This window comes from Micromonospora sp. S-DT3-3-22 (genome assembly GCF_015354745.1).
Classification (GTDB): domain Bacteria; phylum Actinomycetota; class Actinomycetes; order Mycobacteriales; family Micromonosporaceae; genus Micromonospora; species Micromonospora wenchangensis.
Genome location: NZ_JACGMO010000039.1, coordinates 13,736 through 26,589, shown reverse-complemented (window position 1 = coordinate 26,589; position 12,854 = coordinate 13,736). Strand labels below are relative to the sequence as shown.

12 protein-coding genes are annotated in these 12,854 nt (G+C 74.0%); 9 read left to right on the top strand and 3 right to left on the bottom strand.

Features of this window, described 5'->3' with window-relative positions; genetic code table 11:
* Positions 1-8 precede the first annotated feature (8 nt).
* Positions 9-2,687, bottom strand: a complete 2,679-nt coding sequence (locus H1A17_RS13915) for a LuxR family transcriptional regulator (protein ID WP_194822032.1) — start codon at positions 2,685-2,687, stop codon at positions 9-11.
* A gap of 197 nt (positions 2,688-2,884) precedes the next feature.
* On the opposite strand from H1A17_RS13915, the gene H1A17_RS13910 reads away from it, so the two are divergent.
* From H1A17_RS13910 to rdgB, 9 genes are all read left to right on the top strand, one after another.
* Positions 2,885-4,450, top strand: coding sequence for a hypothetical protein (locus H1A17_RS13910; RefSeq protein WP_145918118.1), 1,566 nt, complete (start codon positions 2,885-2,887; stop codon positions 4,448-4,450).
* A 130-nt stretch (positions 4,451-4,580) separates the two neighbouring features.
* Positions 4,581-4,871 (top strand): ATP-dependent Clp protease adapter ClpS, encoded by a 291-nt coding sequence (clpS, locus tag H1A17_RS13905; protein ID WP_088641781.1) that lies wholly within the window; start codon positions 4,581-4,583, stop codon positions 4,869-4,871.
* A 120-nt stretch (positions 4,872-4,991) separates the two neighbouring features.
* Positions 4,992-5,486: a DUF2017 domain-containing protein gene (locus H1A17_RS13900; RefSeq protein ID WP_194822040.1), complete on the top strand. Its 495-nt coding sequence runs from the start codon at positions 4,992-4,994 to the stop codon at positions 5,484-5,486.
* Between the two features lie 55 nt (positions 5,487-5,541).
* The gene (locus H1A17_RS13895; RefSeq protein WP_145918119.1) at positions 5,542-6,030 is read left to right on the top strand and encodes a Mov34/MPN/PAD-1 family protein; all 489 of its coding nucleotides are present in this window, start codon (positions 5,542-5,544) and stop codon (positions 6,028-6,030) included.
* A gap of 61 nt (positions 6,031-6,091) precedes the next feature.
* On the top strand, positions 6,092-6,457 hold the full coding sequence (locus H1A17_RS13890; protein ID WP_194822031.1) for a MoaD/ThiS family protein: 366 nt from the start codon (positions 6,092-6,094) through the stop codon (positions 6,455-6,457).
* Positions 6,458-6,468: 11 nt separating this feature from the next.
* Positions 6,469-7,434: a PLP-dependent cysteine synthase family protein gene (locus H1A17_RS13885; protein WP_145918121.1), complete on the top strand. Its 966-nt coding sequence runs from the start codon at positions 6,469-6,471 to the stop codon at positions 7,432-7,434.
* Positions 7,435-7,626: 192 nt separating this feature from the next.
* Positions 7,627-8,373: an MBL fold metallo-hydrolase gene (locus H1A17_RS13880; protein WP_145918122.1), complete on the top strand. Its 747-nt coding sequence runs from the start codon at positions 7,627-7,629 to the stop codon at positions 8,371-8,373.
* A 54-nt stretch (positions 8,374-8,427) separates the two neighbouring features.
* Entirely contained in the window at positions 8,428-9,156 is a 729-nt protein-coding gene (rph, locus tag H1A17_RS13875; protein ID WP_145918123.1) for a ribonuclease PH, read from the top strand.
* A complete protein-coding gene (rdgB, locus tag H1A17_RS13870) occupies positions 9,153-9,767 on the top strand; it encodes an RdgB/HAM1 family non-canonical purine NTP pyrophosphatase (protein WP_088641776.1) in 615 nt (204 codons plus the stop codon). The genes rph and rdgB overlap by 4 nt, the downstream gene beginning before the upstream one ends.
* A 358-nt stretch (positions 9,768-10,125) precedes the next feature.
* Here rdgB and hutH read toward each other — a convergent pair whose 3' ends face one another.
* Positions 10,126-11,664, bottom strand: coding sequence for a histidine ammonia-lyase (gene hutH, locus H1A17_RS13865; protein ID WP_145918124.1), 1,539 nt, complete (start codon positions 11,662-11,664; stop codon positions 10,126-10,128).
* Positions 11,652-12,845: an imidazolonepropionase gene (hutI, locus tag H1A17_RS13860; RefSeq protein WP_145918125.1), complete on the bottom strand. Its 1,194-nt coding sequence runs from the start codon at positions 12,843-12,845 to the stop codon at positions 11,652-11,654. The genes hutH and hutI overlap by 13 nt, the downstream gene beginning before the upstream one ends.
* Positions 12,846-12,854: the final 9 nt, after the last annotated feature.

Sequence of the window (12,854 nt, the reverse complement as noted above, 5' to 3'; positions counted from 1 at the left end):
CCTAGAGTTCAGCCGGTCGGACCGTCGCCGTGGCCCGGGAGCGCCCGCAGCGCGGCACCCAACTCGGCCCGGCCGGTGATGCCGAGCTTGCTGTAGACCCGCTGGAGGTGATTCTCCACCGTCCGGGGCGACAGGAACAGCCGGCCCGCGATGGCCCGGCTGGTCACCCCGGCGGCGGCGAGCGCGGCGACCTCCAGCTCCCGGTCGCTGAGCGTGGGCCGCAACGCGTCCAGCGCCGGGGTTCGGATCTGGTCGCAGCGGGTGAGCAGGGCGGCGAGCTGTTCGTGGGCGGCGGCGGCCGACGTCGACCGGTCCCGCCGCCAGCCGTGCAGCGCCGTCGCCGTGGCGTCGACCGCCCAGACCGTCAGGTCGAGCTTCGTGAGGCCGTCCGCCACCTCCAGCAGGGCCTCCCCGTCGCGTGCGGCGGCGGCCCGCGCGTACCGGGCGAGCAGCGGGGTCAGCGTCCCGTCGACGGTCTCGGAAAGCTCGGTCAGCCGCTGCGCCACCGTACGCCGGTCGCCGTCGGTGCAGGTCGGCCCGACGGGGGCGGTGGCCCGGCCGAGCCGGACCAGGTCGTGCAGCACCAGCACCTCGTGGCCGGCGAACCCGTCGGCGCGCAACCGGTCGGCCAGCCCGCCGAGGTGCCGTGCCGCCCCGGCCAGGTCGCCCTCGGCGGCCAGCACCGCGGCGCGGGCCTGCTCCAGCCACGGTTGCAGCACCGCCATGCCGGGGGCCTGGGTGCGGTCGGCCTCGGCCATCGCCTCCACGGCGGTGGCCGGGTCGCCGCGCAGCACCGCCGCCTGGGCCCGTTCGGCGTGCGCCAGCCCCGCGAAGACCCGGCTGGTGGCGAGCACCGCGCACGCACCGAGACTGGCCTTGAGCGCGTCGTCGCCGCGACCGCGCAGTCGCGCCGCGTACGCCTGGAGGATGGACAGGTAGCCGGTGCCGAGCCGGAAGTCCCCGGCGCCGGCCTGGTCGGCGAACTCGTCGGCCACGATGGCGTCGATGCCGGCGAGGTCCCCGGAGAGCGCCAGCCGGGTGCCCCGGGCCAGTTCCATGGCCAGTTGCAGGTACGGCATGTCGGCCCGCCAGTTCGCCGCCTCCGCCTGCACCCGGTCGATCGCGGTGGCGCTGGCACGGAACCGGCCGCGCACCGCGTCGGCGTGGGCGATGGTGCACCGGGCCAGCTCCCGGGCGGCGACGCTGGCCGCCGGCCGGTCCAGCACCGACCGGCCGAGCCGCAGCGCGGTGTCGACCTCCAGGCCGTGCAGCCGCATGATCGCCTCGAAGGCGCGCACCCTGGCCTGGTGACCGGGGTCGGTCAGGGCGCGCCCGGCCGCCGCGATGGTGTCCACGGTGGATCGTTCGCTGAGCCCCCAGTAGCTGACCATCCCGCGTACGGTGAGCCAGCGGCTGCGGCGTTCCTCACAGGCGATGTCGTCGGCCACCGCGTCGAGCACCCCGATCGCCTCGGCCGGCCGGTCGCCGAACATCAGGATGGTGGCGAGCAGTTCGGCGGCGTCGTAGCCGCCGTCGGCGTCGAGCGCGGCCCGGGCCAGCCGGGTGGCCAACGGCACGTCGTACCGGGTGAACGCCTGGACGGCCGCGTGCAGCAGCAGGGCCGGGTCCTGGGCGGTGCCGGAGTCGAGCCGCCACACCGCCACCCGGAGCAGGTCGCCCCGGCGGCGGGCGCCCGCCGCCTCCACCCGCTCGGCGAGCTGCGCCTGGAGGCGGCGGGTCCGGCTGACCGGGCAGCGACGGCGGATCACCTCGCCGTACAGCGGGTGGGCGAGCCGGACGTCCATCCGCCGGTCGTCGGGTACGACGGTGATCAGCCCGCGTTCCTCGGCTACCTCCACGGCGGTCGGGTCGGCGGCGCGGTCGAGCAGGCGCAGGCCGAGCGGTTCACCGAAGGCGACCAGCTCCACCACCGCCCGGACCCCGGGGTCCAACTGGCCGATCCGGGTGTCGATCAGGTCGGTGAGGCTGGGGGCCAGCTCCAGCCGTCCGGTCCACCGCCACACCCCGTAGGTGCGGACCAGCTCACCCCCGGTGGTGGCGGCCAGCACCAGCTCCCGCAGCAGCAGCGGGTTGCCGGCGGAGAGCCGGAACAGCCGCTCGGCGGAGCCGGCGTCGACCGGCCCGTTCAGCAGGGCGGCGAGCAGGCCGGTGGTCTCACCCTGGCCGAGCGGGGCCAGCTCGGCGTGCGCGACCAGGTCGTCGGTCCACAGTGCCCGGATCGGCAGCGGGATCTGCTCGCCGCTGCGCAGGGTGCCCAGCACGGTGGTGTTCTCGGCGCGGGCGAGCAGGTGGACCAGCGCCGCCGAGGGCGGGTCGAGCAGGTGGGCGTCGTCGATGGCGAGCACGATGCGCCGCCCGGCCGCCTGCTCGTGGAGCACGTCGACGCCCCAGCGCAGCACCCCGGCGGGGGAGAGCCCGGGTGGCTGCTCGGCCGGCAGCACCGGGGCGAGCCCGCCGAAGGGGAGCGCCGCGGTGGCCGTGCTGGCCGCGACGAACGACAGCGCGTACCGCTCGGGAGGCAGTGCGGCCACCGCCTCGCGGAGCAACCGGCTCTTGCCGACGCCCGCGCTGCCGCTGAAGAAGAGGCCGTGCCCCTGGCCCTCGTGCACCGCTGCCAGCAGACGGTTGAGTTCATCCGTTCGGCCGACGAAACTCCACCGACTCATCCGAGCAGCATATCGATGTAAATCGGTCCGGAGGTACCTGGTCACGCTGTGAAGTTGAGTAATGTCGCAGTTACTGCTGAGTATCCGAGATGTTCCGGTGGAAACGGGTGCGGCCCGTAACCTTCCCGCAGCCCATCGTCACCGATCGGACGTCCTACCGCGGGTGCAGCCAGTCGCCCGCGTCGAGCGGAGGCCGAATGAAGCCCGGTCCACTCCCCGGGGTCGACATGACCGACGACCCGTCCGACCATCCCGACGCCGTCGGGCTGCCGCCCCGGGGCCCGCTCCCGGCCCACGCGCAGGCCACCGAGGTCGACCCCGACGAGCCGCTCGCCGTGGTGGCCGCCGGCCCCGCCGGGGCGGCCCGCCGCGAGGTGCTCGCCGCGCTGCTCGGGGTCCCCTCCGGAATGCTCGTCACCCCGACGGGCAGCTGCCTGCTGGTCCGGCACGCCCGGGTCGCGACCCGGGCGGCGTACGTGCCCGGCTACCGCCAGCCGCACTCCTACGGCGCCGACCAGGCCGCCGCCGGCCCGGCGCTGGCCCGCGCGCCCCGCCGGGTCGAGCTGAGCCTGCCGGAACCGCTGCTGCGGCACTTCGCCGTGCTCGACACACCGGACACCGACACCCTCGGCGTGGCCGGCGGCCGGGTCCTGCTCGACGCGGTCGTCCGGTCCGGCGCGCTGCTGTTCGTGATCGGCGCCGACCAGACCTTCACCGCCGCCGACCTGCACCTGCTCGCCGAGGTGGCGCGTACCCGGGTACGGGTCTTCTTCGTAGTGACCCCCGGCGCGGGCGGCTGGGCGGCGGCGGAGCCGGCCGCGACCGACGACACCGGGGTGGCGCTCGCGTCGCCGCCCGACGCGCCCCCGGCCGGCGGCCCGGTCGACCCGGTCGCGGTGACCGTCGCGGCGCACCGGGCCACGCTGCTGGCCGCGGTGCCGGGGCTGGCCGAGGCCAACTGGTATCCCGTGTACCGGGCCGAGCATCCGGCGCTGCGCCGGGCACTGGTCGGCTGGTCGGCCATCGAGGGGCTGCGCCGGGCGAGTTCCCGGCCGCCCGTGCCGCCCGGCGCGCACGGGCGGGTGCCGGTGGCCCCCGAACCACCCGGCGACGACTGGGCCGACCGGTTGGAACGGCAGAGCCGCCGCTACGCCCGGAGCATCCGTCAGCAGCTCGCGCTCGAACTGGCCAACATCCACCTGCGGACCGTCCAGGAGATCGTGTTCGGGGTGGGCTGCGCGGGCCTGCCGCAACTGCTCGACCGGGAGCTGGAGGCGCTCTCCCTGCTCGCGACCGAGCAGCAGGACCGGGCCGTACGGGAACTCCTCGACGGGGCCGCCGCCCGGATCTTCGGCGCACCGCTGGCCGAGGGGGTACGCCAGCGCATCGGCGCGGCCGTCCGCTGGGGGTTGGCCGACCATCCGTCCGGTCAGGAGCTGGACCGGGTGCTCCTGGTCACCGGTACCGCCGGGGTGGCGGCGCTGCCCGGGGCCGGCGCGCTGGACGCCCTGCTCGGTCATCCCGGCGCGCCCCGGGGCGAGGTGCTGCCGCGCATCGGGGTCGCCCTGTCCGGCGGCTGCTGGCAGCACTGGCGCAGCCCCGGCAACGACGATCCGAACGCCGCCCGGTCCTGGGCGCAACGGGCGCTGCGCGAGGTCGAGCTGGAGTTGTCCCGCGAGGTGTCGCGGCGGTTCGAGGCGTTCCGGCTCGCGCTCGACGCGGTCCTCACCGACGCCCTCGACCATGGCATCCTGCTCGCCTGAACCGAGCGTCCCGGTGCGTATCCCCGCCGTGTCCGTAGCCCTCCCGGTTTCCGCAGCTCGGGAGGGTGATCCGGGCCGCCCCGGCGTTCCGGTTCATCGGATCGCCACTTCCGGTGGCACGATGGGGGGCATGGCCGCTCCACAGGTTGCCCCGGTCGAGACGCCGGACACCGACGAGGTGCCGGTCGAGGACCGGCAGTGGGTGACGATCGTCTGGGACGACCCGGTCAACCTCATGACGTACGTGACCTGGGTCTTCCAGAAGTTGTTCGGTTACAGCCGGGAGAAGGCCGAGAAGCTGATGCTGGACGTGCACCACAAGGGCCGGGCGGTGGTCTCCAGCGGTGCCCGGGAGCGGATGGAGCACGACGCGTCGCAGTTGCACGCCTACGGCCTCTGGGCGACGGTGGACCGGTCGTGAGCGCGAGGAGCGAGCCGGTGTCGCGAGCCCCGCAGTCGCGAACCAAGGTGGTCCGATGAGCATCGGGAGCGAGCCGGGCCTGCGGGTCCGGCGGTGGCGATGGGGGTTGACGCGGTGAGCATGTTCCGCCGCCAGGGCGGCTGTTACGTGGCGACCTTCGCCGTCGACGAGGTCCGGGTGCTGCGCAAGGTCGCCACCGAGGTGGTCGGCCTGCTCACCGACGGGTTCGACCACACCGACCCGGTCGTCGGGCGGCTCTTCCCCGACGCCTACCCGGACGATCCGGCCGGCACGGCGGAGTTCCGCCGGTACACCGAGGGCGACCTGAAGACCGCCAAGATCGACCAGGCGGGCGCGGTGCTGGCCGCGCTGCCCGAGTCGGCCGGTGGCGAGGTGCGGCTGGACGCCGAGGCGGCCGAGGCGTGGCTGCGGGCGCTCAACGACGCCCGGCTGGCGATGGGCGTCCGGCTGGAGATCAGGGACGGCACCGACCTGGGTGAGGAGCTCGACGACGCGGTCGCCGACGATCCCACGTCGTCAAGGGTGTTCCAACTGTCGGTCTACGCCTATCTGGGTTATCTCCAGGAATCCCTGCTCAACGCCATGATCGACTGAACTGTGACGGTCACCGCCTCGCCGGGCGCGGCGGGTGGGCGCTAGGCTGGGCCACGTGCTGAGCATCGACCGGTCGATCGTCGACGCGATCGTCGCCCACGCGCGCCGGGACCACCCGGACGAGGCGTGTGGGGTGGTCGCCGGACCCGTGGGCGGCGACACCCCGACCCGGCACATCCCGATGGACAACGCGGCCCGCTCGATGACCTTCTACGAGTTCGACTCGATGGAGCAGCTGCGGGTGTGGCGGGAGATGGACGACCGCGACGAGGAACCGGTCGTCATCTACCACTCGCACACCGCCACCGAGGCGTACCCGTCCCGCACGGACGTCGCCTTCGCCGGTGAGCCGGGCGCGCACTACCTGCTGGTCTCGACTCGCGAACCGGACACCGAGGAGATCCGTTCCTTCCGGATCGTCGACGGCGTGGTGACCGAGGAACCGGTGCGGATCGTGGACGCGGGGGTGGACCCGCACGCGGTCCAGTCCTACATGTTCGGGCAGAGCCCGGCGACGGTCGACTACGAGTGTTCCGGCAGCTGACCCCAGCTCCGCACACCCTGTTCCGTCCGGCACCGAGGCACACCCGACCAAGGAGTACGTCATGGCCATCGAGGTTCGCATCCCCACCATCCTGCGCAGCTACACCGGCGGCGCGAAGGTCGTCGAGGGCGCCGGGGACACCCTGGGCGACCTGCTCACCGACCTGGACACCCGGCACGCCGGCCTGAAGGCCCGGCTGGTCACCGACGCCGGTGCGCTGCACCGCTTCGTCAACGTCTACGTCAACGACGAGGACGTCCGTTTCCTGGGCGCGCTGGACGCCAAGCTCAACGACGGCGACAGCGTCACCGTCCTGCCGGCCGTCGCCGGTGGGGCGTTCGGCTTCGCCGCCGCGGCGGCGATCAGCCAGCACCGTGCGGCCACCGCGGCGGTGGCGGCACGGCGCGCGGCCGTCGCCCCCTGCTGAGGGCGGGCGTCATGGCGCGGTACGACAGCCTGCTCGACGCCTGCGGCGGCACCCCCCTGGTGGGGTTGCCCCGGCTCTCGCCGACGGTGCCCGACGGGGCGCCGCCGGTGCGGCTGTGGGCCAAGCTGGAGGACCGGAACCCGACCGGCAGCATCAAGGACCGCGCGGCCCTGTTCATGGTCCGCGCGGCGGAGCAGGCCGGCCGGCTCCGGCCCGGGGACACCATCCTGGAGCCGACCAGCGGGAACACCGGTATCTCGCTGGCCATGGTGGCCAAGTTGCGCGGCTACCGGCTGGTCTGCGTGATGCCGGAGAACGTCTCCACCGAGCGGGTCCAGCTGCTCCGGATGTACGGCGCGGAGATCATCTTCTCGCCGGCGGCGGGCGGCTCGAACCAGGCGGTCGCCACCGCGAAGCAGATCGCGGTCGACCACCCGGACTGGGTGATGCTCTACCAGTACGGCAACGAGGCCAACGCCCGCGCCCACTACGAGACCACCGGCCCGGAACTGCTGCACGACCTGCCCACCATCACGCACTTCGTGGCGGGCCTGGGCACCACCGGCACCCTGATGGGCACCGGGCGGTTCCTGCGGGAGAAGGTCGAGGGCATCCAGGTGGTGGCCGCCGAGCCGCGCTACGGCGAACTCGTCTACGGCCTGCGCAACATCGACGAGGGTTACGTCCCCGAGTTGTACGACGCGGCGGTGCTCACCCGGCGCTTCTCCGTCGGCACCCGGGACGCGGTGCTGCGTACCCGGCAGTTGGTGGAGGTGGAGGGGATCTTCGCCGGTTTCTCCACCGGGGCGATCCTGCACGCCGCCCTGTCCGTGGCGCACGAGGCGGTCCGGGACGGCCGACGGGCCGACGTCGCCTTCGTGGTCTGCGACGGCGGCTGGAAGTACCTCTCCACCGGGGCGTACGGCGGCACCCTCGCCGACGCCGAGAGCTCCCTGGAGGGGCAGCTCTGGGCATGACCCGTCGCGGGGCCGGCCGGCGGACCGTCGGTCGGCCCTGTGGGTGTCACGTTGATGACAACTTCCAGAAGATGATTCTTGCCCTGCCGTCGCTGCGCGTAGGCTGCGCACCGTGGCGTACGCGTCGGTAGAGATCATCATCGGTGCTGACTCCGGCGTGTTGACTACGTACCGTAATCGTGGGGCGACCGGATGCGGCTGACCGTCCTGGGCTGTGCGGGAAGCTTCCCCGGCCCCGAGTCCCCCTGCTCCGCCTACCTCATCGAGGCGCAGGGTTTCCGGCTGCTCGTCGACTTCGGGCCGGGCTCGCTGTCCACCCTCCAGCGGTACGCCGGCCTGCACGCCCCGGACGCCATCCTCCTCACCCATCTGCACTGCGACCACATCCTCGACGCCGCCTCGTACGTGGTGGTCCGGCGGTACGCCCCGGACGGCCCCTACCCGCCGCTGCCGGTCTACGCGCCGCCGGGCGCCCCGGACCGGCTCGCCACCGCCTACGGCCAGGACGACAGCAGCGTGGAGGACGTCTACCAGTTCTACGGCCTCCAGCCGGGCACCTTCCCGATCGGCCCGTTCACCGTCACCGTCGACCGGGTCAACCATCCGATCGAGACGTACGGGGTGCGGTTGGAGCACGAGGGCCGGGTGCTCTGCTACTCCTCGGACACCGCCCCCTGTGACGCGCTGCTGCGCCTCGCCCAGGACGCCGACGTCTTCCTCTGCGAGGCCAGTTACCTCGACGGGGTAGACAACCCACCGGATCTGCACCTGACCGGCCGGGAGGCGGGCGAGACGGCCACCAAGGCGGGGGTGGGCCGGCTGCTGTTGACCCACCTGGTGGCGGCCTGGGGCAGCGAGTCGCACACCGTCGCCTCGGCGGCCGGGTCGTTCACCGGGCCGCTGGAAGTGGTGCGGGCCGGCGCCAGCTACGACATCTGAGCGCACCCGGGCACCCGGGCATGCGCCGATCATGCGACCGCATAGGGTGCAGGGATGGCACGACCTGACGGGCGGCGGCCCGACCAACTCCGACCGGTGACGTTGACCCGGGGCTGGAGCACCCACCCGGAGGGCTCGGTGCTCGTCGAGTTCGGCGGCACCCGGGTGCTCTGCACCGCCAGCGTCACCGAGGGTGTGCCCCGTTGGCGCAAGGGCTCCGGGCTCGGCTGGGTCACCGCCGAGTACGCGATGCTGCCCCGGGCCACCAACACCCGCTCCGACCGGGAGAGCGTGCGCGGCAAGATCGGTGGGCGGACCCACGAGATCTCCCGGCTGATCGGCCGCAGCCTGCGCGCCTGCGTCGACCTCAAGGCGCTCGGCGAGAACTCGATCGTGCTCGACTGCGACGTGCTCCAGGCCGACGGCGGTACCCGTACCGCCTCGATCACCGGCGCGTACGTGGCGCTCTACGACGCGGTGAGCTGGCTGGCCGCCCGCAAGTCGTTGGCCGGTAAGCCGGAGAAGGTGATGCACCGGTCGGTGGCCGCGGTCAGCGTCGGGATCGTCGCCGGGGAACCCCTGCTCGACCTCTGCTACGTCGAGGACGTCGCCGCCGAGGTGGACATGAACGTCGTCTGCACCGGCGAGGGCGACTTCGTCGAGGTGCAGGGCACGGGCGAGGACGGCGTCTTCTCCCGGGCGCAGCTCGACGCTTTGCTGGACGTCGCGTCGTTGGGTTGTCTGGAACTGGCCGAGGCGCAGCGGAAGGCTCTCGCATCATGAACAAGGTCCTGCTCGCCACCCGTAACCGCAAGAAGCTGGTGGAGTTGCAGCGCATCCTGGACGGCGCGCTCGGCGCGCACCGGATCGCCCTGCTCGGCCTCGACGACGTCGAGGAGTACCCGGAGCTGCCCGAGACCGGCCTCACCTTCGGCGAGAACGCCCTGATCAAGGCGCGGGAGGGCTGCCGGCGCACGGGCCTGCCCACGATCGCCGACGACTCCGGCATCGCGGTCGACGCGCTCAACGGCATGCCGGGGGTGTTCAGCGCCCGCTGGGCCGGGCGGCACGGCGACGACCGGGCCAACCTCCAGCTGGTGCTGGACCAGATCGCCGACCTGCCCGACGAGCACCGGGGGGCGTCGTTCGTCTGCACCGTGGCGCTGGTGCTGCCCGGCGGCAAGGAGCACCTGGTCGACGGCCGTCAGCCCGGCCGGCTGCTGCGCGCGCCGCGCGGCGAGGGCGGCTTCGGGTACGACCCGATCTTCGTCGGCGACGGCCAGGAGCGGACCAACGCGGAGCTGACCCCGCAGGAGAAGGACGCGATCAGCCACCGGGGCAAGGCGTTGCGCGAGTTGGCGAAGCTGGCCGCCAAGGTGCTCCCCGCCACCTGACGCCCCGCGCGCCTCGTCCCACCGGCCCCGCCCGCGTCCCGTGGGCGGCCCGGCCCGCCCGGCCCATGAACGGCCCGGCGTCGTCGGCATCCGGCACCGCTGGCTGCCGGCGCGTGGGCGGCGTGGTCCGTGGCCGTTCTGCCCGCCTGCGCGGTTGCCCCCACCCGCCGCTGCGCGCCGCACCGCGAGGACACGGTCCGCTTCGTCCGCCCCGGACACCCGACGCCAAGCTCCATCTGATCGCCGACGGTAATCGTCGGGTCGAAGGTGTCGTCACGGAATGTGATTATGCTGCGGGCGGCGGGCCGTCGAGGGTGGTGGGCGGAGGTGGGCGGGTCCGGGAAGGTCGGGGTGGTGGTCAGCCCAGTGGGCCGATCTCCCGCTCGATGGCGGTACGCAGGTCGGGGCCGGCGAGCACGGCGCGGGCCGCTTCCAGCACCGGGGCGAGGAAGACATCGGGACCGGGTTCGCCGGCCGCACCGCCGAGCGCCGCCACGGCGGCCCGGCCGGCCGGCGACGGCTCCAGCGGTGCGCGCAGTTGCAGGCCCCTGACGGCCGCCAGCAGTTCGACGGCGAGCAGGCTGGCCAGGTTGTCCAGCACGGTCCGCAGCTTCTTGGCCCCCGCCCACCCCATCGAGACGTGGTCCTCCTGCATACCGCTGGTGGGCAGCGAGTCCACCGAGGCGGGCGCGGCCAGCCGACGGTTCTCCGCGACGATCCCGGCGGCCGTGTACTGGGCGATCATCAGCCCGGAGTTCACCCCGGCGTCGGGGGACAGGAACGCCGGCAGGTCCCGGTTGCGGGTCACGTCGAGCAGCCGGTCCACCCGGCGTTCGGCGATCGCCCCCACCTCGGCGGCGGCGATCGCCAGGTAGTCGGCGGCGAAGCCGAGCGGAGCGCCGTGGAAGTTGCCCGTCGACTCGACCCGGCCGTCCGGCAGCACCACCGGGTTGTCCACCACCGAGACCAGTTCCCGGCCGGCCACCGTCGCGACGAAGTCGAGGGTGTCGCGGGCCGCCCCGGCCACCTGCGGGGCGCACCGCATCGAGTACGCGTCCTGCACGGCGTGCGCCAGGTCGTCACGGTGCGAGTCCATCACCCGCGAGTCCTGGAGCAGCCGGTGGATGTTCGCCGCCGACGCGGCCTGCCCGGGGTGTGGCCGGATCGCGTGCAGCTCCGGCAGGAACGGCCGTTCCGAACCGAGCATCGCCTCGATGGCCAGCGCGGCGGTCACGTCGGCCATGGCGAACAGGTGCCGGGCGTCCGCGATGGCCAGCAGCAGCATGCCGAGCATGCCGTCGGTGCCGTTGATCAGCGCCAGCCCCTCCTTGGCGGCCAACGCCACCGGGGCCAGCCCGGCCGCCCGCAACGCGTCGGCGGCGTCGACCCGCTCGCCGCCCGGACCGAGCACCCACCCCTCGCCGAGCAGCACCAGCGCGCAGTGCGCCAGCGGCGCCAGGTCACCGGACGCGCCGAGCGACCCGTGCTCCGGCACCCACGGGGTGACATCGGCATTGAGCAGGTCGACGAGCGCCTGCGCGACCAGCGGCCGGACCCCGGAGCGGCCCAGCGCCAGCGAACGGACCCGCAGCAGCATCATCGCCCGGACCACCTCGCGGGGCATCGGCGCACCGATCCCGGCGGCGTGTGAACGGATCAGCGCGTGCTGCAACTCGGCCCGGCGCTGCGGGGCGACGAACGTGTTCGCCAACGCCCCGAAGCCGGTGGAGACGCCGTACACCGGGCGGCCGGCGGCCTCGATGCCGTCCACGATGGACCGGCTGACGCGCATCGCCTCGACGGCGGCCGGGGCGAGGACGACCCGGGCGTCGCCGCGCGCCACGGCGAGCACGTCGGCGGGGGTGATTCCGGTGGGCTGGACGGTCACAGTCGACATTGCGGCACTCCGTTGTGCAGAACCTGGCGGATCAGGGGAACACCCGGCCGGTAGGCCAGGTGCAGGTGGGACGGGGCATCGAGGATCATCAGGTCGGCCCGCGCCCCGGGGCGCAGCACGCCGACGTCGGTGCGGCGCAACGCCCGCGCGCCGCCCGCCGTCGCGGCCCGGACCGCCTCCGCCGGGGTCATCCGCATCTCGCGGACGGCCAGCGCGACGCAGAACGGCATCGACGAGGTGTACGACGATCCGGGGTTGCAGTCCGTGGCCAGCGCCACGGTCACCCCCGCGTCGAGCAGCCGCCGGGCGTCCGGGTACGGCGACCGGGTGGAGAACTCCGCCCCCGGCAGCAGGGTCGCCACGGTGGGATCGTCGGTGGTGGCCGAGCCGGCCAGCGCGTCGACGTCGGCGTCGGACAGATGGGTGCAGTGGTCGACGCTGGCCGCGCCCAACTCCACCCCCAGCCGCACCCCCGGCCCCGGGCCGAGCTGGTTGGCGTGCAACCGCAGCCCCAGCCCGGCGGCCTGCCCGACGGTGAGGATGGCCCGCGCGTGGTCGGCGTCGAACGCGCCCCGCTCGCAGAACACGTCCACCCAGCGGGCGTACGGCGTGGCGGCGGTGAGCATCGGCCCGCAGACCAGCCCCACGTAGTCGTCGGGGCGGCCCGCGTACTCGGCGGGGACGACGTGCGCGCCGAGGAAGGTGGTCTCGGCGGTCACCTCGGCGGCGATCCGCAGCGAGCGGGCCTCGTCGGCGACGGTCAGGCCGTACCCGCTCTTGATCTCCATGGTGGTGGTGCCCTGCCGCATCGCCTCGTCGCGCAGCCGGCGTACGGTGTCCCGCAGGTCGTCGTCGGAGGCCGCGCGGGTCGCGCCGACCGTGGTCCGGATGCCACCCCCGGTGTACGGCTCGCCGGCCATCCGGGCCGCGAACTCGGCCGCCCGGTCCCCGGCGAACACCAGGTGGGCGTGGCTGTCCACGAACCCGGGCAGCACCGCGCCGCCCTCGGCGTCGATCCGCCGGTCGGCGGCCGGGGCGTAGCGGGTCGGCCCGATCCAGACGACCCGACCCGCCTCCACCAGCAGGGCGACGCCCCGCCGGATGCCCAGCGGCCCCTCGTCGCCGACGGTCGGCACGTTGGTGACCAACTCGCCGATGTCGTCGACCAGCAGACTGCTCACGCCACCCCT